This window comes from Pseudomonas citronellolis (assembly GCF_900112375.1).
GTDB lineage: Bacteria > Pseudomonadota > Gammaproteobacteria > Pseudomonadales > Pseudomonadaceae > Pseudomonas > Pseudomonas citronellolis.
Genome location: NZ_FOLS01000045.1, coordinates 14875 through 36175 on the forward strand (window position 1 = coordinate 14875; position 21301 = coordinate 36175).

16 protein-coding genes and 1 pseudogene are annotated in these 21301 nt (G+C 61.7%); 6 read left to right on the plus strand and 11 right to left on the minus strand.

Annotation, left to right across the window (positions count from 1 at the left end; genetic code table 11):
* Positions 1–24 precede the first annotated feature (24 nt).
* Positions 25–495: pseudogene (locus tag BM060_RS29395) on the minus strand (TonB-dependent receptor domain-containing protein).
* A 238-nt stretch (positions 496–733) separates the two neighbouring features.
* Between BM060_RS29395 and BM060_RS32755 the strand changes: the two are divergent.
* A complete protein-coding gene (locus tag BM060_RS32755) occupies positions 734–1861 on the plus strand; it encodes a PIN domain-containing protein (protein ID WP_135499792.1) in 1128 nt (375 codons plus the stop codon).
* A gap of 409 nt (positions 1862–2270) precedes the next feature.
* Here the strand turns inward: BM060_RS32755 and BM060_RS29400 are convergent, their stop codons facing one another.
* The 3 genes from BM060_RS29400 to BM060_RS33630 form a co-directional block, all read right to left on the minus strand.
* On the minus strand, positions 2271–3860 hold the full coding sequence (locus BM060_RS29400) for an LA2681 family HEPN domain-containing protein (RefSeq protein ID WP_210147030.1): 1590 nt from the start codon (positions 3858–3860) through the stop codon (positions 2271–2273).
* Between the two features lie 40 nt (positions 3861–3900).
* Positions 3901–7197 (minus strand): DEAD/DEAH box helicase, encoded by a 3297-nt coding sequence (locus tag BM060_RS29405; RefSeq protein WP_074985655.1) that lies wholly within the window; start codon positions 7195–7197, stop codon positions 3901–3903.
* 197 nt (positions 7198–7394) lie between these two features.
* Positions 7395–7976 (minus strand): YkgJ family cysteine cluster protein, encoded by a 582-nt coding sequence (locus tag BM060_RS33630; protein WP_083426863.1) that lies wholly within the window; start codon positions 7974–7976, stop codon positions 7395–7397.
* A 479-nt stretch (positions 7977–8455) separates the two neighbouring features.
* Here BM060_RS33630 and BM060_RS29420 point away from each other — a divergent pair, with 479 nt between their 5' ends.
* From BM060_RS29420 to BM060_RS29430, 3 genes are all read left to right on the plus strand, one after another.
* Positions 8456–8782 (plus strand): low molecular weight protein tyrosine phosphatase family protein, encoded by a 327-nt coding sequence (locus BM060_RS29420; RefSeq protein WP_024128409.1) that lies wholly within the window; start codon positions 8456–8458, stop codon positions 8780–8782.
* Positions 8783–8814: 32 nt separating this feature from the next.
* Entirely contained in the window at positions 8815–9165 is a 351-nt protein-coding gene (locus tag BM060_RS29425; RefSeq protein ID WP_074985663.1) for a hypothetical protein, read from the plus strand.
* Between the two features lie 404 nt (positions 9166–9569).
* Positions 9570–9842, plus strand: coding sequence for a hypothetical protein (locus tag BM060_RS29430; RefSeq protein ID WP_009620055.1), 273 nt, complete (start codon positions 9570–9572; stop codon positions 9840–9842).
* Positions 9843–9936: 94 nt separating this feature from the next.
* On the opposite strand, the gene BM060_RS29435 is transcribed toward BM060_RS29430, so the two are convergent.
* A complete protein-coding gene (locus tag BM060_RS29435; protein WP_074985666.1) occupies positions 9937–10635 on the minus strand; it encodes a B3/B4 domain-containing protein in 699 nt (232 codons plus the stop codon).
* 261 nt (positions 10636–10896) lie between these two features.
* Between BM060_RS29435 and BM060_RS29440 the strand changes: the two genes are divergently transcribed.
* Positions 10897–11781: a DMT family transporter gene (locus tag BM060_RS29440; protein ID WP_074985669.1), complete on the plus strand. Its 885-nt coding sequence runs from the start codon at positions 10897–10899 to the stop codon at positions 11779–11781.
* 350 nt (positions 11782–12131) lie between these two features.
* Here the strand turns inward: BM060_RS29440 and BM060_RS29445 are convergent, their stop codons facing one another.
* The 3 genes from BM060_RS29445 to BM060_RS29455 form a co-directional block, all read right to left on the minus strand.
* Positions 12132–13460 (minus strand): MFS transporter, encoded by a 1329-nt coding sequence (locus BM060_RS29445; RefSeq protein ID WP_074985672.1) that lies wholly within the window; start codon positions 13458–13460, stop codon positions 12132–12134.
* A gap of 78 nt (positions 13461–13538) precedes the next feature.
* On the minus strand, positions 13539–14618 hold the full coding sequence (locus BM060_RS29450) for a C45 family autoproteolytic acyltransferase/hydrolase (RefSeq protein ID WP_074985675.1): 1080 nt from the start codon (positions 14616–14618) through the stop codon (positions 13539–13541).
* Between the two features lie 57 nt (positions 14619–14675).
* On the minus strand, positions 14676–16415 hold the full coding sequence (locus tag BM060_RS29455) for an amidohydrolase (RefSeq protein ID WP_074985678.1): 1740 nt from the start codon (positions 16413–16415) through the stop codon (positions 14676–14678).
* Positions 16416–16519: 104 nt separating this feature from the next.
* Here BM060_RS29455 and BM060_RS29460 point away from each other — a divergent pair, with 104 nt between their 5' ends.
* Positions 16520–17434, plus strand: a complete 915-nt coding sequence (locus BM060_RS29460) for a LysR family transcriptional regulator (RefSeq protein ID WP_074985681.1) — start codon at positions 16520–16522, stop codon at positions 17432–17434.
* Between the two features lie 337 nt (positions 17435–17771).
* On the opposite strand, the gene BM060_RS29465 is transcribed toward BM060_RS29460, so the two are convergent.
* The 3 genes from BM060_RS29465 to BM060_RS29475 form a co-directional block, all read right to left on the minus strand.
* Positions 17772–18569 (minus strand): substrate-binding periplasmic protein, encoded by a 798-nt coding sequence (locus BM060_RS29465; RefSeq protein WP_255314713.1) that lies wholly within the window; start codon positions 18567–18569, stop codon positions 17772–17774.
* A gap of 97 nt (positions 18570–18666) precedes the next feature.
* Positions 18667–19545 carry an alpha/beta fold hydrolase gene (locus tag BM060_RS29470; RefSeq protein WP_074985684.1) on the minus strand — a complete coding sequence of 293 codons (879 nt, stop codon included), beginning with the start codon at positions 19543–19545 and terminating at the stop codon, positions 18667–18669.
* A gap of 287 nt (positions 19546–19832) precedes the next feature.
* Positions 19833–21170 (minus strand): MFS transporter, encoded by a 1338-nt coding sequence (locus BM060_RS29475; RefSeq protein WP_074985687.1) that lies wholly within the window; start codon positions 21168–21170, stop codon positions 19833–19835.
* Positions 21171–21301: the final 131 nt, after the last annotated feature.

Consider the following 21301-nt stretch of genomic DNA (forward strand, 5'->3'; position numbering starts at 1 on the left):
CGTGACGGAGGAACTCAGCGAGTTTTAGTACTTCTTGTCGAACGCATTGTTCAGGTTCAGCTGCGCATCGATATGGGCAGTCGGCTTGAACCCCAGCATGAAGTCCACCAGCGTGTAGGCGTCCTGCTCGATCATGTAGGTGGTGCCTTTGTTGTAGATGCGGTTCTGCCGGTACAGGGAACTACCAATGCGCCATTGGTCAAGCGCGCCGGGCAAGGTGTAGGTCGTGCTCATCTTGAACGGGTGTCACGGTATGTCGGTATCGAACAGGCGCCCTTCGTTGGCCTTGTTCGCATCCTTGCGGTATTTGGCTTCGGTGAAGGTGTAGCCGGTGCCCAGTTGCCAGTTGGGCGTGAGTTGCCCTTGCAGTTCCAGTTCGATGCCTTTGCTGCGTACCTCGCCGGCCGCCTCGTAGCAGGAAGTGGTGGGATAGCTGGGGCAAAGGCTCTGGTCGGTGATGGCCTTGGCGCGGTTTTCCTGGTCCAGCTGGAAGATGGTGGCCGATCAGTCGTGGCAGGCAACAACCGGCCAGAAGCAGCCGTCCAATGAGGATAGTTTTCGACCCTCTGCAGTCATCGCCTAGGACTCCAGCCGGCCTACAGCCACAGTTGGCCGCACGACGGTTTGAAACTCCTACGGGAACAGGGGTGGTTTACTCAGTCTGAATTACTTCTACTCATCTATCGTGGCATTACGGTATCGTGGAGCTTTGTCTGCGCCCAATGAAGAAGTTATGAGTATTAAACCTGAACACTTTGAAAAATTGCGCGAAATGCTTATTTCAGGTGCTATTACTGCACTCACCTTTGATACACAGGTATTTGACAGGAACGGCAGAACTTTCAGGAAGGGGCTCTTAGCACAACTGGCACAGATAAAAAACTCCAAAATCCAACTGATTATCACTGAGTTGGTTCGTGACGAGGCAGAAAAACATATGCTTGAAATGCACAGTGCAAGGCAGAAGCGAGTTGATGACGCATTTGCGCTTGTAGCCCAGAATTTGAGTGATGATTTAGTTGATGAGATATGTGAAGAACTCCAAGCAAGGGCTACCCCAAAGCAAATCGCCTTTCATGAAGTAAATGATTTTTTCCTAGCGACGAATGCCGAACTAGCATTCTACGACGAAATATCCATCAGCAATCTCTTTGAGCTTTATTTTAATAACAAGCCTCCTTTCCACAAAGGCAACGATAAAAAATACGAATTTCCTGATGCGGTGGCGCTTTTAAGCCTGGAAGCATATGCAGAGAACAGCGGTATTCTAGTCGTCTCCTCGGACAAGGACTGGATTGAATTCTGCAACAGTTCTGAAAATAAAAGACTTCATTGCATACCAGACCTGACAACTGCACTTTCGCTGATAAATTCAATAGAAACTGATGTCAAGGAGATCGCTAGCCAACGCTCTTTACAGTTTCAGAAACTCAATGATGGCGGAGGTCTCAAGGCAGCAATTAGCGATAACCTGATCGAAAGGCTCAAGCGCGAGTTGCTTTTTACTGCTAGGACCAACTATTTCTACAACGCTCGTTGTTCAAGCATAAAGATTGTCTCCATTACCCACGGAGAGGATAAAACATTCGGAAAAATCCGGGATGATTTAAGCAAGACGATTTGGGCGCTTGAGTTAGACGCTGTATGCCATATTGCCGTAGATGTTGATTTTTTTAATGATGACGAAAGCTATATTGGCTGCAGTAGCTATTATCACTTCTTGCCCATACCCACGATTTCAATTGTCAAGATAGCAGGCGAATGTATTGATGTCGAAGTTAACTTTGACGCGAAAACGACTTTAGACTTGGGAGCAATTACACCAGACGAGCTAACCCAGAGCGTGACAGAAGATCACTAGGTATACAGCCCATGGCGACCTGCTGTTTGCCGATAGCTGCCCTTGATGGAGGGCAACTAGCGGCCAATAGAAGACTTTCGCGAGAGGCTGCTAATGGCCGATTCTGTTGAAAAAGTCCCTCTGTGATTTTCGCCCGCGAAAGTGGGCGGCCTACGTTGAAATCTGAGCCACTGCCGGCACTGAATTGCTCCAGATTTCGTATAGCAACGCGTCAATCGGGCATTTTTCTGGCTTCAGGCGAGTGCGTCGGGATGGAGCCGACTTTTTCAACAGAATCGGCCAGAAGCGGACGCTCAAAAGTGTCTATAAGAACTGGGGCTAGGCTTATTGCTGTAGGAAAGCTGTCTCATGGAGATGTGCTAGGGGCTGCCCCAGTAACCTCGTACGCAGGAGGTTGCCTCGCACTGACTTATAGGGGATCGCGTCGCTTCCGCTTATCATCGAGGCCATAGAGTGGCATTGATCCGATAAGTTGGCCGGGATTTGCGAGTCGCTTCTTCTGCTCTTCGACACCAATTGCGAAGGATACGTAGAACAGCGCGGATCGCGCTATTTGCATGACTCGGATCGCTTTGGCTTCAAGTTCATCACTGCCGATGGAGATGCCGAAGCCGCTGTTGTTCGTTCCATTGATCATGAAAGGCTTGGCCCAGCCTTCACTTACACGCAGATAGGTGTGCTCCAATGCGTTGCGGATACCGTGCAGTTCACGAGCATCGGCAGCAGTAGTCTGCTTTAGCTGTTCGTCAAACAGCTCCTTCGATAGCCAGAACAATCCTCGCAGTGGCAAATTATCGCGCTCCTCAAACTGAGGCAGCAGTCGCGTCTTTTTCTCGACCATCCAGACGTTCTTGAAACTAATCCTATCTGGAATCTTGCCCAAGCCCCAGTAGCGATCGACGAGAAAGGCGACCTTGTCGAGTAGCGAGTAAGCAGTGCGGAACGCTGTGCGTACTCGCTCACTAGCTAACGAATAGAGTGGATAATCTAGCGTGTCAGTGAGTGCGACTCTGTGATCGGAAAAGTGAACCTGCGTACTACTTACTCCCTCGAACAGCATGAAGCGTGCTGAAACGTACTCTTGTTTCATCTGACTGAAGAAGCCAACGATTGGTGGAGGAAAATGTCTGTCAGGACGGTCGTCAAACCCTTCGATCAGAGGCGGCAACATCAAGTCATCAGTGGCTGCCGCAAGATGTGGTCCAAGATCGTTCAAAGGACATAGAAAGAGACGGTGCTCAAGACACCAGCGGCGATAGGTGCGTTCAGCCTTCGACCGACCTTCGTTGCCATGATCGAGGTTCTGCATCGCCCGAACTGCATCAATATTAACGACACCGGAGAGCTCCATCGCCTGACCGGCGAAGTAGGTTAGTGCGGCTCGCGGATCCTCGGAGTCATAGATTGCGTCCTCGGCCATCGTAGAACGAAGACTATCGAACGCATGCAAAGCCAGGATCGCGCGCTCGCGGTTATCAACCACCATACCGGCATAGCATCTGAGTCCAAAACCACGGTTGCCTCGCGCCATCGCAAAGCCCGGAATGATCTTAAGAGCTTCGTCCCAGACAGTGATCGCATCGATCGTGCGCCCGACCATATTGAGGAGATTCGCGTGGTTGGTGAGTATCTGGCATTGACGGACTTTATCGAGGCTCGCAAAGCCGGCATGGTTTGAGGCGCGCGACAGCGCAAGCAGTTCCGCCTGCCGCTCGGGAGCCTCCCAGGACCAGGATCGTCGGACGTTCGCGATATGCGACAGTGCCGCCCATGCATTGGCTCGGAAATACTCGACCAGTGCGCCATCCTTGTCGATGAGTTCACGGTTGGATAATTCGTCGAGCAAATAAAGCGCACGCTTGGCGGCTCGCTCAAATGATGCGTCGAAGGCATCGTCGATCAATTGGCCGATGTGTGCTAACGCATCTGCATCGCTCATTTTCGTGATGCTACGTTCGCACTGCTTGTTGAGGCTCTCGAGGCCTGGATTGGTAGTCATCGCCTTCATAGTTCCATAGATGGGCGGGGCGAGCTCGCACCTAGGGTGAGAGCACGACTCGGAGCTTCGCCTGAGTGGTCTTGAGCAGATAAAGTTCGGTCGTTGCCAGTAGTCGCAAAGCGTCATCTGTGATGGAGGCAACCGAGCCACCTGGCTGGACAAGAATCATTTCGAACTCGAGTCTCGCTCGACGCGACTTTTCTTTAAAGTAGGAAAGGTCTTTGATGTTTCCTTTCAGGAAGCGGTTATGGCCTTCGCGAACCCAGGTTTCCTGTCGCCTCTTAAGGTCATGATATAGCGCAGGAAGGCCGGCGTGCTTTGCTGCGATGCTCTTCTGTGCTTGTCCACAGACAATGTAAAAGTTTCGGATGTCCTTCGACACTCTAGCTTCATGCGCGCCCTTGCAGTGGACGAGGCATAACCGGATCGTATTGTCATCCACATCTTTCAGGCACACGAGGTCAGCGGCCTCGCCATGGCCATCATCATTGAAGATGATGTCAAACTCGCCATTGATCTGCTCAAAAGTCCGAAACTGTATAGTCTTTTGGTTGCCAACCTTATGCATTGATTCCTTGTTTAGCTCGATGCCATCCCAGTCCCAAGACTCGAGCTTATCGCGCTGGTAAAGCCCTGCATCGAGCTTTACAGGAATATGGTAGCAGTTGTAGGAGTAAGTCCCGTCAGAGTATCGAACGATAAAGGGATCCTTCTGAAGGTACTCCTCCAGCGGCACTGCTGTAAGTGTGCCATGCCGGAACGTAACGGCTGGGCCGGAAATATGGTCGTGTCGGTATCCGCCTGGAATTTCCTCGCTGATGACGAGAGCGTATTCGGACTTCGCTTCATCGCTTTCGATACGAAAGACAATCTCGCCGTTGGTACCCACATCTCCGAGAGTCAAATCAACAGCGAATACCGGAATCTCGGATGAACCAAAGATGACGAACTGCCGATCATTGAAGCGCATTTGCGCCTGCTCGCCCCATTGAGCCGATATTGGCCACGCAGAGTGCGGTCTTGCGATTTTTTCTGGGCGAAGGAAATCGCGGACGATATTGCTCTCGCTTTCTACTTCGGACGAGACCTTCACCCACGTAGAGGTGGTCCACTCGATCCAATCCGATATTGTGCCGGACTTCTGCTGCCACACCTTACCGCGACGCTGGGTTCCCCCCCATAGGACACGTTCTCCATTTTCGTACCCAAGGCAGGCAAGGTTGTTCAGTGATGACTCGGCTTTTTCAATACTGGCAAGTCCTTCCGTTACGTTAGGACCAAAGTACGAGGTGAAGCTGATTGCGCCGATTCGCGATGAACCAAGACTCTTCACCAACGGCAGTTCAACATTGTTGAGAATGTTGAATATGGGCGTCCCCGAAACGAGGGCTGTTTCCTCACTTGTGATTGCTTTAGCTATTTTCTCAGATCGCAACGCATCGTAATCGCTTGCAAAAATAAAAAGTGCTCCGGAAACTTTGTCCCACTTGATAATCAGAAGGTCATAGATAGTGTCATAGAAATTCTGGTAATTGCCCCAGGCTACATCGCTAGAGCGGCACACCACGGAAACTAAGACGTTGTCAGGCTCGCTGAGCGCGTACCAGCTCTCTGAGCCTTTCGGAAGTACTGACCTAAAGGCTAAAGGGCTCCATTCCGAGCATCTCGTCCGAAAGAGCTGCGCTGAAAGCGCCGGCCTAAGGTTCCAAAGAGAAAGATTTGTATGGAGATTGCCAGACTCTTTGAGCGCGAGCACGACATCTTGTAGACGTAACTCCTGTGCAATTCTTTCCTCGCTCAAGCGTTTAATGAGCCGGTCCCAGTCAGCCCCCTCCGCGTAGAGGCTGGCAAGCTTCGCTTCGGCATCGGGATCGGCAATGTTAACGACGACCGAGGCTTCACCGATCTTGTCAGCAGGGCCTTTTCGGGTGAAGCGACCGATGAACTGGAGTGTCACGGCCAGCGACTTATGAGTGTCGTGAAGAGCTGCGACCTTTAGATAAGGAAGATCGAATCCTTCGCCCAGCATGTCGACACAGACGACAATTCGAGCGCCCGCGTCGCTCCGATCAAAGAGCTGTGTCATTGCCATACGATTGATCAAGGTGCGTCCGGAACCTGAGTACACGATTACCGGTTTGAGGTCTGGAGCGAGGCGCTGATAGATGCGGCCCACTGCTTCGGCACGGCTCTTCGACGATGTTCGTGCCATCAACAGGTGGTCGAGCTTCAGGTAGTCTCGGTCATGTCGGAGTACGGAAATGGCTTCTTTGGCGATCGCAACGTCGCGAGCCTCCTCGTCGCCGTACTCTTCGATCGTTCTGAGATTGATGGCGCGGTAGTAGCCTGCGGCCTGCGCATCCCCTAGCTTGTAGTTAAAAATGATCTTGCCATCGACGCGTTTGCCGTCGCGCCGGAAAGGCGTTGCGGTGAACTGGAGGATCCGCTTTGTGGCGAAGTGCACCCGGACGCGCTGCCAGGTATCGGCAGTGATGTGGTGTGCCTCGTCAACAATGAGGTCGGAGCAAGCGTCTGCGAGACGGCAGACTATTTCGGCATCCGATGCTTCTAGGACATTGGGAAGGGCAACGATGACGTTTGCGTTCTGGATGATCGCATCTAGTTCCTCCGTCGACTTGATACCAGTAGTGATGATCGCGACATGAGGTTTCGCAAGGTCATGAGGAATGACTTGCGCGTCAGGCAGAACACCGAGGCTTATGAACTTCTCAGAGATTTGAGTTCGCAACGTGACGCTAGGAACGAGAACCAATGTACGCTTCAGTCGTCGATAGACGAGCGTCGCCAGCATGGTTTCTGTTTTGCCCGTTCCGGTAGGAAGTACCACAGTGGCTGGTTCAAAGGTGGAGCCAACTGCAAAGTGGGCGGAGATCGCATGAAGTGCCCCTATCTGCGGCGTACGCAGACCTGGAAGGTCGCGTTCCTCGTCCTCGGTTCGAAAGTCGAACCTGTTAATCCATGAATCCAACACCTTTTCTGGTGTGTTGGCGTATGTCACCAACTCGCCTTGAGAGTCCCACTGAATCTCAAAGTTCACGGGGAGATTGTCCGGATCGTCGACTCCGGGTGCCACGAGCACGGGCAATGATGTGTCTACCCGGTTCGCCCCTTTTCGGCGAAGGAGGATCTCTCGGTACGGAGGGCTGAGTTCCGTAGTGATGAGATCATGCCCTCTGATCTGCGATGGTGCGATCTGCGCTTTGATGGAAACACCGTCAAAGATGCGCTGCACTATGCGATTTCCGCCGACCTTCAAGCCACGCTCAGGAAGAGCTGGTAAATCAAGGGTGCCGCGCCAGACTGCAAACAGACTCATGTGAAGCTCCGCCAAAAATTGAAATTTGATTTCTGCTTGGAGTGTCGAGCCCAACTTGTGTAGAACCAAGCCTTTCCAGCCCAGGTCGGTACTATCATTTGGGCTGTTATGGCTTCTCTAGGAGCCTGAGGTTTAACCTACTTCTGCTTGAAGCACATCACCTCCCTGTACACAGGTGCTACGCCGTCTGACACCAACTACTGTGGCCGAAAGACTTGGCGAATGTCTTGGACTGGACTGTCGACACGGAGAGCATCAAAAGCTACGTCCAGCTCACTAGATTTGAGGTGGGGAAAGTCGCCGGCGAAGGATCTTTCAGGCTCACACCACTCAGCTGATGGTGCTAGAGAATGGAACCGGCGGCAAACGAACGGGCGGGCGACGTAGATGCTGCAGGCATTATTCTTGAGGAAGGGGCAAGCATGACCATGATAGTCTCGCTTGGGAAGTTCCTGCTTTAACCGCTTGTTCCTTGTGTGGGCCTCGATAAATTGTACCTCGACCTCAGATACCGTAACTGCATAGTGACAGCAGGACGAGCATCCCTTTCTGCAAGGCGTTGATGACGCCACATAGGAGCCTAATTCGTCGAGAAGTTCGTAGATGGCTTCGAGCTTCTTCAAGGGAGACAACTTTGCCTGAGCGAGGCGGGATGCAATCAAAGATTCTTTCTTTATGAGCTTGACAGGTAGGCCCTCTACCAGACGTTCACAGGCGATGCGGGCGAACTCCTGATCTTCCTTAAGTCCCATGTTGTCCCTCTCGTTTGTTGGAAACATAGAGCCAATCGTACCGATCAGGCATATGCGATGGCTACCTGCCTCTATCGCCTAAATGCCGCCAAATACGACCGTCTGCTTCTGGCCGTTTTCTGCCTCTGGCGAGAGGTAGCTACCGACCCAAATCCGGCGCTTGCAGTAAACAACAGACAAGTACATGGCAGTTCCAGGCTCGGCTAGGAGCAACCGCCGTCTCGCCATCCTGGCCACCGCCTCGATTCACGCCTACCATACGCCCCATCCCGTATTACCGCGGCTGCTGAACCCGGTATTCATGAGGATATGACCATGGAAAGAACTCGCGCCTGGAGACGCTCGCAGGCCCACAGACATGCCCCCAAAAAGGCGTTTCATCCGCCGCGGCCCCGGCCAGAAAAGAACTGGAAGCTGTTATACACCCGTGCCGACAAGCTGTTCAGGGCACGCCAACTTGGCCTGGGTTATCCCATCCGCACTGTCCGACAACTGCTGGATCAAGAGTGACCAACCTGCTTTTCATCTGCAGCCGAAATCAATGGCGCAGCCCCACCGCGGAAGCTATCTGGCGCCGCCGGCCCGGCTTCGATGCCCGTTCGGCAGGCACCAGCCCGAACGCCCGCAAACCCGTCGGCCCAGCGGATATCCGTTGGGCCGATGTGATCTTCGTGATGGAGCGCAAGCACCTGAATCGTCTGCGGGCGGAATATGCCCGCCTGCTTGAACACAAGCGGCTTCACGTTCTGGATATTCCCGATGACTACCGCTTCATGGATCCTGAACTGGTGGACATGCTCGACGATATGGTGACGTCCTGCCTTGCCGTCTGAGGCGCGCACAAAACGAATAGGCGGACTACCCCATGTACACCCTCCTCGACTTCAAGGAAGAAGCCCTCGCCGAGTACCTGAACTCGGCGCTGCGCAGGCATGGGCTGGACTCTTATGTCTTCAACACCGGCGTCAGCCCGGAGGGTGAGGCGATGTTTTCCATTGTCTGCCTGAATGCGAGCGAGCTTGGGCAGGCGCGGCATTTGATCTATAGCAGCCAGCAGCTTCTCCGGGACATTCATCCGGAGGCGGCGCGGGAGTTGGTGGAGATACGTCGGCGGAACCGACAGCTTTTCCTGAGGCTGGTTACGTCCAGGCCGGCTTTTGTGGTGGCGGCTTTGGCCATGACGGCGGCTGTGTTGGGCTACCTCTTGGGCCTGTGACGCGAGCTGCGGATTCACCTGAAATTTCCCACCCACATTCTCCCTTGTGGGCCTACAAAGGCCGTCGCTAGATTCGCTCCCTGTCACGGTCAATCCCGTGGCCGGGTGTCGCAGCCCGTCGGATGAATTGCGTGCACGAAGCGCCTCGGCACCTGCAAAGGCGCTTTTTCTTGCCTGCTGCATCGTGCAGTCATGGCGGGTCGTGCGGGGCAGGCCCCGAAGCCTGGCCGGTTCTTTGCGCGTTTCGTCCCGGTACTGCGACCCCCGCACGATCCGCCGCCCCTCTTTCCAGGCTGGCGGTTTCTCCCTCCCAGAAGGAGCAACGGAAATGCACTGTCGCTTACATCTTGCTGTGTTCACCTTGCCGTCCCCCCTGCCCTGCGCCCTCGCCCTGGAGGTGTGCCATGGCTGATCCGAAACTGGTGCCGCTGCACCATCAGTCCTTCGAGGATGTTCTGTTCGTGAATGCCGGCGCGCCCGCGGCGCATCTGTACGATGCCGCCGCGCGCCGCCTGGCGGCGCTGGAGGACCTGTTGCACGTGCTGGAATGCCACGATGGCGACGACGTGCTGGTGCAGGAAACCTCGCGGTTGGCTTCGGCGCTGGTGCCACTGGCCGGCGAGGCGCGGCACCTGTACGAGCTGGCCCAGCAACGGGCCGAGCGTAGCGGCGGCTGATCGCGCCGCCTGGATGGCCGAAGGCCGGGGCCTGTGCTTCCTTGTGGAGGCGCGGGCTCCGGCCTTCGGCTTTGATGGGCAATGGGTAGCCGGGTCAGTTCGCTCCGGTGGCGCTCACCAGCCGCTGCTCCACCCGCACGCCCGGCATCATCTGCCGCAGGCCCTCGGCCAGGCGCTCGCCGGCTTCGTGCAGGGCCTCCAGCGGCATGGCCGGCAGACTTTCGAGGATGAACCACATCTGCCGGGCCTCGGCGTCCAGGCGCGTGCGCACGCCCTGGCGCCAGTTCCAGCGGCGGCAGGTGGCGCCCAGGTCGTCGCGCCAGATGACTTCGCCGGGCAGCGGCGGGTCGTTGGCCGGCTGGCCTTCCTTGAAGGTGTCGAACGGCTCGCTGCCGTCGGCGATGGCCAGCCGCGGCGTGCCGACGTAGGCGGCCAGGTTCTCGCCGCCCACCGGCAGCGCGTACCGGATGCTGATGGCGTTGTAGAGGTCCACCAGCGGGTCGATGCTCGGCAGGCTGCCGTCGCGCAGCACGCGCTTGCGCAGGGCTTCCACCGAGCAGGGGGTGCGCTGGGGCTTGGCGCCGAAGCCACGAAACACCTCGGCCCAGGCGGCGATGTGCGCCTCGGCCCAGGCCGGGCCGCCATCGAGCAGCACCCGGCAAGCGCGCTCCACGGCCTGGCGGGCGACCTCTGGGCGCAGGATGGGCGCGGCCTCGACCGTCAGGCTCAGGGCGCGGAAGCCGGGGGCCAGGCGGGCGACCTCAGGGTCGATCAGGGGCAGTACGGGTTGCATCGAGGCATCTCTCTATCGGCGGTCGAAGGGGCTGGCGCGGGCTATTTCTAGCACCGCGGCGGGGCGCACTCCAGATCGATCCCGATGATTTAAGCGAATGCGCGATCAGTTTTCCTAATACACGCCGGCCGGCATCGCTGCGGCATGCAGGCAGCCAGAAGCGACAGCCCCCTTCCCGCCGAGCTGGCCGTTCGGACAAGATAGGCACGCCCCGCCGGGGCGCTTTCGCGCGTGTCCCCTTCCCTTTTCTGCCGGTGCCCCATGCAACCTCGCGATCTCGTCGCCTACCTGTATCTCGCTGTGGCCTGGGGCCTGTCGTTCCTGGTGCTGCTCAAGGCGATAGCCGGCTTCGGCTGGGTGGGCGCGGTGAGCTTCCGCGCGCTGATCGCCAGCCTCACCCTGCTGGCGGCGGCGCGGCTGAGCGGCCGGGTGCTGGACTTCCGCGGCCTGTGGCGGCCGCTGTGCGTGGTGGGCGCCACCACGGTGGCCGGCCAGCTGATCGGCATGACCTTCGCCACGCCGCTGATCGGCACCGCCATGGCGGCGATTTTCGTGGCGGCCATCCCGCTGTTCTCCATGGTCATCGGCCGCCTCTGGGGGCTGGAGCGCATCACCCTGGCCGGAGCCGCCGGGCTGGCCCTGGGGCTGCTGGGCATGCTCCTGCTGGTGGGCTTCCCGGCGGTGCCAGTGACGCCGTCCTTCATGCTCGGCTGCGCGGCCTCGATCTTCGGCGGCGTGTGCGCGGCCTTCGGCAGCAACTACGCGGCGCTGCGCCTGCGCACGGCGGGCCCCTGGGAGGTGACCTGCGGCGCCTTCCTGGTGGGCGGGCTGCTGACCCTGCCGCTGCTGTACTGGGTGCCGCCGCCGGGCGTGCCCTCGGCGCTGGACGTGCTCTACCTGCTGCTGTGCGGCTGCATGATGAGCGCCTTCAACTACGTGGTGTACTTCCACCTGGTCGCCCGCATCGGGGCTACTCGCACCATCAGCGTGGAGTTCGTGGTGACGGTGGTGGCGGTGCTGGTGGGGGCGCTGTGGCTGCACGAGCCGCTGTCGCTGGTGCAGGGGCTGGGGGCGCTGATCATTCTGGCGGGGTGTGCGTTGGTGCTGGGGTTGGTGCCCGGGGTGCGGCGGCGGGGGGTGGTTTGAGGTTGGGGATTTGGGTTTTGGGTTTTGGGCTTTGGGCTTTTGTAGGAGCGAGCTTGCTCGCGAACAGAGTTACCCGGTAGCTGTGGTACTTCGGATTGACTCCGTCCCCTCTCCCCAGCCCTCTCCCTGAAGGGAGAGGGGGCTTGTCCGTGCCGAGAGAAGGAATGGTTTCAGTCGGTAATCACTGTGCTAGCCGACTAACGCCGAACTATCAGCATCTGCCCAACGGTCCCCTCTCCCTTCAGGGAGAGGGTTAGGGAGAGGGCGCTCTTCAGGGCCCACACCATGCCCAATTCGGAGCCCTGTTCGCGAGCAAGCTCGCTCCTACAAAAAACAAAAAGCTCCCCGCCTCAGGACAAGCTACGCACCCCCTCCCCCGTCGACGCCACGCCCCTGTCCACCTCTTCCATCTCCAGATACGCCGTCTCACGCATCACCAACGAACAGACCGCCACCAGCGCCATCGCCGCCGCGCCATACAGCGCCACGTAGACCGGCTGGTGACCACTGGCGATAAGGATCGCAGTAGCCGCGCTGGAAGCAGTCCCACCACCCAGTGCAGCCCCCAGCTGATAGCTGGCGGAAATACCGGAGTAGCGCATCCGCCGCGGGAACTGTTCGGCGAGGAAGGCCGGGATCGGGCCCTGGGTGGCGCCCATGAAGAAGCCCACGGCCAGGTAGGCCAGCAGGGCCAGCGCCAGGTGGTGGGTGCCCAGCAGCGGGAAGAAGGCGAACAGCCCCAGGGCCATGATGGCCGCGCCGAAGATCATCACTGTGCGGCGACCATAGCGGTCGGACAGGTGGCCGAAGAACGGCGCCGAGATGACGATGGCGATGGACAGCGCGAAGTCGAACAGCAGGGCCTGGCTGCTGCTGTAGCCGATGTCGGTGGCGTAGGCGAGGAAGAAGGTGCTGATGTAGGCCACGGTGATGTAGCCGAAGGCGATGCCGGTGCACAGCAGCAGTTCGCGCGGGTGCTGGCGCAGGGCTTCGAGCAACGGCAGGCGCGCCTTGGGCTGGGCCTTGGCCGGTTGCGCCGGCGCCGGGTTCTGCAGGCGCGCGTAGAGGCCGACCAGCACCAGCACGCCGCCGAGCCAGAACGGGATGCGCCAGGCGATGCCGCCCAGATCGTCGTCGAAGGCCAGGCTGACCAGGGCGAACACCGCGGAGCCGAAGATGCCGCCGATGCCGATGCCCATGCTCGTGAAGCTGCCCCACAGGCCGCGGCGGCCGCGGGGTGCCACTTCGATGCCGAACAGCGCGGCGCCGCCCCACTCCCCGCCCGCGGCGAAGCCCTGCACCAGGCGCAGGCCCACCAGCAGGATGGGTGCGGCGATGCCGAGGCTGGCGTAGTCCGGCAGGAAGCCGATCAGCAGGGTGCTCACGCCCATCAGCAGGAGCGTGGCGACCAGCGCCTTCTGCCGCCCGTAGCGGTCGCCCAGGTGGCCGAACACCACGCCGCCCAGGGGCCGGGCGAGGAAACCGGCGCCGAAGGCGGCGAAGGCCACCAGCACCGCGGTGAGGCGGTCCATGCCGGGAAAGAACAGCTTGGGGAAGACCAGAGCGGCGGCGTAGCCGTAGATGACGAAGTCGTAGAACTCCAGCGCGGTGCCCATGCCGGAGACGCAGAAGGTTTTGAACGCCGAGCGCGAGCCGGGCGTGGGGGTGTGGTCGATCATGGTGGTCTGCTCTTGTTCTTGTGGCAGCAGTGTTCCGCGCGGCGGCCGGGTGGCCGCCGCGGGGGTGGGTCGTTCAGCTCAGAAGCGTTGGAAGCCGTCGCGGGCCAGGGCCTTCGGGTTGCCGGCGTGGTACTCCAGGTTGCAGCCGATGCTGTCCAGGCCGATGGTCAGCAGGGTTTCCCAGCGCTCGGTGTCCGGCTGCGACAGGTCCGGGTGGAAGCACACCACCGCCTGCTCGCCGGCCTCGCCGCAGAAGGCTTCGGCGCGCTGCGCCAGGCCCTCGCGGGCCATGCCCGGGGCCATGGCCGCCAGATGGTCGAAGCGCGCGTAGGTGGTGGAAACGTCGGCGGTGCGCTCGCCGCGGGCCTGCTGCGGGTCGACGAAGTGGTTGGTGTGCAGCACCCAGCCGTCGGCGCGCGGCGGCACCACGGCGGTGGCCGCCGGGCTCATCTCGATGCTGGCGGCGCGCAGTTCGGCGTCGTCGCGGCTGAAGCAGGTCAGCACGGTGGAGGCGCTGACGCGGGCCGAGCCCACCAGCTCGATGGCCTCGGCCACGCTTGTAGCCTCTTCCAGCACGCGGCGGGCGATGGCGTGCACCGGCACCCCGGCTTCGGCGTTGTCGCCGGCGTGGTGGAGGATGTTGAAGTGCATGCCCAGGCCGGCGCTGTTGACGCCGATCTTGCCGAGCATGCCGAACTCGGTGAACAGCTTGACCGTCAGGCCGCTGCCGGCGACCAGCTGCAGCAGCAGGCCGTGGGGCACCAGGCTGTCGTGCCAGTCCCAGGTCTGGATGCTCAGCGGCGCGGCGGCGCCATGGGGCGCGTAGACCGCGGTGGAGCACTCGCCTTCCAGCGGTAGCGCCGGCATCACCGCGAGGATTTCGGTGCGCGCGTTCAGCGCCGCCAGTTGCCACAGCGGCAGTTGCACGCCGGCGGCCAGGCCTTCGACCTCACGGGCCAGGGCCGGGCACCAAGCGTCCAGCGCGGCCAGGCTGGCCTCGCCGATGCCGCGCACCTGTTCGGCGGGCACGCCCACGCGGGGGAAGAAGTCGAGGTACAGCGCCACCGTGCGCCGAATCTGTTCCGCCCACCGCTCTCCAATCTGCCGCCCGCGCTCGAACGGCTCGCGGGTTTCGCTCACGAAGGAATGGATGATCACTGCAAGGCTCCTTTGTCGATTTGGAAAAACAGTGGGCGGGTTTCCCCGCCCGGCTGATCAGCGCTGGGCTGTCAGCGGCCGGCTGTAGACTTCGCGGCCGGCGAACCAGGTGGTCAGCACCTGGGTGTCACGCAAGGCTTCGGGTTCCGCGGTGAAGACGTCGCGGTCCAGCACCACCATGTCGGCCTGCTTGCCGGGCTTGAGCGAACCGATGCTGTCTTCCAGGCGGATCATCCGCGCGGCATTGAGGGTGTAGGCCTGGAACATCACCTGGCGGTCGATGGCCTCGTCGGCGTTGAGTACGCCCTTGGGGCCCTTGCGCGTCACCGCCTGGTAGATGGCCTTCCACGGGTCGGGCGTGGTGATCGGCCAGTCGCTGGCCCCGGCGAGGGTGGCGCCGTGCTTGAGCAGGGAGTGGGCCGGGTAGGTGTACATGAAGACCATGGCGTCCACGTAGGGTTTGACGAGGTCGATGCTCGATTCATCCGCACTGGCCCAGTAAAGCTGCATGGAGGCGATCACGTCCAACTGCCTGAAGCGGTCGAAGTCCTTGGGGTTGACCATCTGCAGGTGGGTGATGGAGTGCGGGATGCCGCTGTGGCGGTCGCGGCGCGCCTGGGCCATGCCGTTGAGCGACTCGTGGATGGCGCGGTCGCCGATGGCGTGCACGTGCACCAGCCAGCCGCGGGCGTCGGCGGCGCTGACCAGCTCGCCGAAGTGCTTGGGGTCGATCAGCAGTTCGCCGAACTTGTGCGAGTTCTTGTAGGGCTCGAGCATGGCCGCGCTCTGCGCCGGCACTTCGGCCACGCCGTCGGCGAAAATCTTGATGCCCGGCAGCGTCAGGTTGGGCACGCCGAGGAACTGCTGGCGCACCTTGTCCAGCTCGTCGAGGTCCTTCGGGGTGGCCTTGGAGTCGGCCATCAGCAACGCGGCGACGTGGGCGGAGAGGTCGCCCTTCTCGGCCAGCGCCTTGTAGATCGGCAGCACACCGGTGGAGGCGTTGGTGATGTCGGCGCCGGGGATTTCGTTGGCCAGCGGGTCCATCCAGGCGGTGATGCCCAGGCTGTTGTAGTAGCGCAGCGCGGCGTAGGCGCCGCGGGTCAGTTCCTCGGTGCTGGGTAGCGGCAGCAGCGCCTGCAGCGGGTAGAGCCCGGCGTCCACCAGGAAGCCGTTGGGGGTGCCGTCGGCATGGACGCCGAGGGTGGCTTTCTCCTCGCCCTTGAGGGTGGCGACTTTCGCCGCGTCCACCTTGGCGAGTTTCAGCATGGCCTGGTTGGCCCAGCCGGTGTGCAGGTCCCAGCCGACGAAGAGGATCGGCACCTGGGCCCATTCGCCCTGGTTGAAGGTCTTCTCCAGCGCCGGGATGTCGCCCCAGTAGGTGGACGGCAGGCCGCCGACGCTGAGGAATTCGCCGCGCTTCGCCTTGCCGTTGTCGCGCCATTCGCGCAGCTTTTTCTCAAGCTCGGGCACCGGCAGCAGCTCGCCGTCGAGGTTGGCCTGGAGCATCTGCAGGCCGCCCTTCACGGTGTGGCTGTGGGAGTCGATGAAGCCGGGCATCAGCACCTTGCCCTGCAGGTCGACGACGCGGGTGCCGGCGGCCTTCAGGCGTAGCACCTGCTCGTCGCTGCCCACCGCCAGGACCTTGCCGTTCTCGATGGCCACCGCCTGTTGCAGGCCCTGGCCGGGCTCGGCGGTGTAGACCTTGCCGCCGTGGAGGATGAGGTCAGCGGCGGCCATACTTTCCGCTGAGGAAAAAACACAGGCCATGGACACCAGCGCCGGAATCAGTATTTTCATGGGTTCGCCCAGGTTCTTGTTGTGTGAACGCAGGTTAACCAAAGCCCGGCACGGCTTTAATGCCGATTTTTTGCACAACTTCTGTGCCTGACAGGAATAGATAAATGGACAAGATGACCGCCCTGACCATGTTCGTCGCCACCGCCGACCACGGCGGCTTCAGCCGCGCCGCCGAACACCTGGGCAAGACGCCCTCGGCGGTGACCAAGGGCGTGGCGCAGCTGGAGGCGGAACTGGGCGCGCGGCTGTTCGAGCGCACCACCCGGCGCATGGCGCTGACCGAGGCCGGGCAGATCTACCTGGAGGGCGCGCGCCAGGCGCTGCTGCACCTGCAGGCGGCCGGCGCGGAAGTGGAGCAGTTGCAGAAGGACCTGCGCGGCACCCTGCGCATCGCCGCCCCGCCCTCCTTCGCCCCGGCCTTCCTCAACCAGGTGTGCGGCGCCTTCCTCGAGGAATACCCGCAGGTGCGCCTGGAGGTGGACCTGCAGGACGAGTTCGCCGACCTGGTGGAAGGCGGCTACGACCTGGCCCTGCGCGACGGCCCTGTCGACCTGCCGGGGGTGATCGCCCAGCCGCTGCTGGAAAACCACCTGCTGCTGTGCGCCAGCCCCGCATACTTGGCGCGCAAGGGCATGGACGTGACCCTGGAGAACTACACCGAGCACGACTGGCTGATCTTCCGCCACCCCATGCTCAACCGGAACTTCTGGTGGGTGAACCGCGACGGCGAGCGCATCCGCCTGAAGCAGCCGGTGCCGCGCCTGGCCAGCGACAACTACGACTTCCTGCTCGCCTGCCTGCTGGCCGGCCGCGGCGTGCAGTTCCTGCCGCAATGGAGCGCCCTGCCCTACCTGGCCCGCGGCGAACTGGTGGAACAGCTGCCGGACTGCTGGCGCGACCAGAGCGCCTTCGGTGCCACCATCCACGTGCTGTTCCTGCCGCACCGGCGCAACACGCGCAAGGTGCGGGTGTTCATCGAGGCCCTGAAGGCGCACCTGCGGGCGCAGGGGTTGGGCTGAGGCCCGGCGCATGACGCGCCTACAGGGGAATGGTGCGGGTGGGGCAGCGTAGGAGCGGATCTCATCCGCGAATCGCGCCGATACCTCCGGCTATCGCGGACAAGGTCCGCTCCTACGGGGGGAGGACTACCGTGCCTGACCTGTAGGAGCGGACTCTGTCCGCGATTTCGCGCGCAGGGCGCGCTCCTACAGGGGAATGGTGTGGGTGGAGCAGCGTAGGAGCGGATCTCATCCGCGAATCGCGCCGATATGTCCGGCTATCGCGGACAAGGTCCGCTCGGGGAGAGGACTACCGTGCCTGACCTGTAGGAGCGCGATTCGCGCGCGGGGCGCGCTCCTACAGGGGGCTAAGATAGCGCTGCAGGATCGCCTGGTACTCCCCGCCCTCGACCAGCTCGCGCATCGCCCGGGCATAGCGCTCGACGAACGCCGGCGTGGTGGTGCGTTTGCTGAAGGCGACTTCCGCGGCGTCGCTGGAAACCACCACGGCGGTGGGGCCGATGCGTTCGTTCAGGCCCAGTTGCTCCAGCTCGTAGAGGCCGCTGTTCTCGTCGGCGATGATGCCGTCGAGGCGGCCCTTGTCGATCATGTGCCAGAGGTTGCCGCGGCTGGGATTGAAGAACACCCGGCTGGCGAAGTCATGGTTGGCGAGCAGTTGCTGGTAGGACTCGCCGTAGCTCACGCCGACCTGCGCGCCCAGGCGGAACGAGGTGCCCAGCAGGTCGAGCAGGCCATGCAGGCCGTCCCGGGCGGGGTCGCCCTTGCGCATGAACAGGATGTTCCGCGAGGGCTGCAGGATGACCCCGGAGAAGTAGGCGTAGACCTCGCGCTCCGGCCGGCGGAAGGCGCCCGGCAACACGTCTAGGCGGCCCTGCTCCAGCTCCTTCAGCGCCCGCGCCCAGGGCAGCTTGACCAGCGTCACCTGGCAGCCCAGGCGCTCCAGGGTGAGCCGGTTGATGTCGACGTTGATGCCGCCGATCTCGCCATTGGGCAGGAGCATGCTGAAGGGCGGGTCGTCGTCCCAGCGCAGGGTCTTGTCGCAGGCCGGCGCCAGGGCCGGCAGCAGCGCCAGCAACGCCAGGCACAGGCGGGGCAGCAGGGACGCGAATCTCGTTACGGCTCGGGACAAGGTCACGGCTCTCGGCATTCTTGTGTCCGGCGAGTCTAGTGGTTCGCAGCCTCTGTCAGCCAGAGCCGTAAGACCATTCCGTCAGGCAAAAGCAACCGCCGGGCTAGACCGCCACGCCGAGCAGCCGCGCGATCTCCTCGGCCACCAGCGCCGGCTCGCTGAGGATCAGCCCGTGGCCCGAGCGCTCGGCCAGCACATGGCGGCCCTGGGGCGACTGCCGGGCGCGGTAGGCATGGGCAGCGTTGGCCGCCGCGCGGATGCGCTCGCTCATGCCGAAGTCCGCCAGGGCGCCGGAGATGACCGTCAGCGGGATGTCCGGCAGCACCGGCGGTTGGTTGCGATAGGTTTCCAGCGCCGCCACCAGGCCGGCCAGCTCGGCGCCGCGGGTGTGCATCACCGGCATGCTGAAGCCTTCCCGACGCAGGTCGGCGAGTACGTCCTCGGGCAGTACGGCGATGGCCTTGCGGTAGCAGCGCTCCAGCAAGCCGCAGCGGGCCAGCAGCCAGCTGGCCGCGTGGGCGAACTTCTCCAGGCGGCGGAAGGCCGGGGTGAAGATCAGCTCGCAGGCTTCGTCGGAGACGTCCGCCAGCACCAGGCCGGCGATGCGCTCCGGCCGCGCGGCAGTGGCGGCACGCACCAGGGGACCGCCGCCGCTGTGCGCCACCAGCACGAAGGGGCCGGGGCCGAGGTGGTCGAGCAGGTCGTTGAGGTCGTCGGCCATCCGCTGCATGCTGCGCGGCTGGGCGTCCGCCGGGCTGCGACCGAGGCCACTGCGGTCGTAGACCACGGCGCGGGTCCACTGCGCCACCAAAGGCTGGACCAGTCCCCAGAAGGAACGGCTGGCGGCCAGGCCGCTTTCGAATACCACGGTGGGGGCCTGCCCTTCTGTCGGGCCTGGGAGGGTCTGGTAGAACAGCTCGCGGCCGTCGCGGGTGAGTGCCAGGCCGGGGGTGCCCTGGGTTGGGGCGGGGGCTGGGGGCATGGGGTGTCCTGGTGGGGTGTGGCGGTAGGTGGCGAATGATAATCATTATTTTCAGATCAGCGATATGTTGTTGTCTTGGTGTGTCTGGTCGACTCCGCGCCCTCTCCCCAGCCCTCTCCCTTCAGGGAGAGGGAAAGGCGCCAAACCGAAACACCGAAGCCACCGGTGAACACAACGCCCCGTAGGATGGCGTTGAGCGAAGCGATACCCATCAACGCAACCGCATGGGTTTCGCAAGCTCAACCCATCCTACGAAAAGCACCTCGGCCCCATCGGTGAAAAGCCCCCTACTTCGCCTTGTTCTCCCGCAACATACGCCTGGGAATCCCCAGCAGAATGGTCAGGCCCCCCGCGATCAACACCAGCGCAACCGTATACATCCCCCACGACAAGCTCCCCGTCGCCCCACGCACCCAGCCAATGACGATGGGCGCGGTCAACCCACCCACCTGCCCCAGGCTGCTGATCAGCGCGATGCCCCCGGCCGCCGCCGTGCCGGACAGGAACGCGGTGGGAATGGTCCAGAACAGCGCCGTCACCGAGAGATAGCCGACGCACATGATCGACAGCAGGACGATCGACAGCGTCCAGTTCGACGGCAGGTAGCCGATGGCGGCGACGGCCCCGGCCACCACCAGGATGCAAGTCATGAAGTGCCAGCGGCGCTCCACCACCCGGTCGGAGTTCCAGCAGACGATGAGCATGCCGACCGCGCCGACCAGCCAGGGCAGCGCGGACAGCAGTCCGATGTACCAGACGTTGGTCACGCCCGACTGCTTGATCAGCGTGGGGGCCCAGAAGTTCAGCACCGAGCCGGCCCAGGGAATGACGAAGTAGCCGAAGGCGGCGATGTAGACCCACGGGTTCCGCAGCGCCGCGGAGAAGTCGTGGCCCTTCTCGACGGCGGCCTTGGCGCTGGCGTCCTCGGCCAGGTGCGCCTGGACGATGGCCTTTTCCGCCGGGCTGAGCCACTTCGCCTGCTCCGGCTTGTCGGCCAGGTAGAAGTAGGCGACCACGCCGGCGACGATGGACGGCGAGCCTTCGAGCAGGAACAGCCACTGCCAGGCCTTCAGCCCGTACACGCCGCCCATGTTGTGCATGATCCAGCCGGAGACGATGCCGCCGATGGTGCCGGCCGCGGCGATGCCGAGGATGAACCTGGAGGTGACGCGGGCGCGGCGCCCGGACGGGTACCAATACGTCAGGTAGAGAATCACCCCGGGCAGGAAGCCCGCCTCGGCGCAGCCCAGCGCTATGCGCGCGACGTAGAACTGCATGGGGGTCTGCACGAACATCATGCAGGTGGAGATCAGCCCCCAGAGGATCATGATCCGGGAGATGGTGACCCGCGCGCCGAATCGCTGCAGGCACAGGTTGCTCGGCACTTCGAAGAGGATGTAGCCGACGAAGAACAGGCCCACGCCGAAGCCGTAGGCGGCTTCGCTGAGGCCGATGTCGGCGCTGAACTCCAGGTGGGCGAAGCTGATGTTCACCCGGTCGATGAAGCCGAGCACGTAGCAGATGAACAGGAAAGGCAGGATTCTCAGGTTGAGTTTCCGATAGGTCGCGTCGACGTCCGACGGGTTCAGATCGGCCAGCGTTATTGCGGGGGTTGCTGATTGCATCGTTGTTCTCCACCCGTTGGCTGCCTGCGAAAAGCATGCAAAGGCCCTTGCCCGCTCTTCGCAGAGGGACAGCCGCTATTCGATTGATCGTGCTGGTGAGTGCGGGTCAGCCTTGCGGCCGGCCCAGGCGC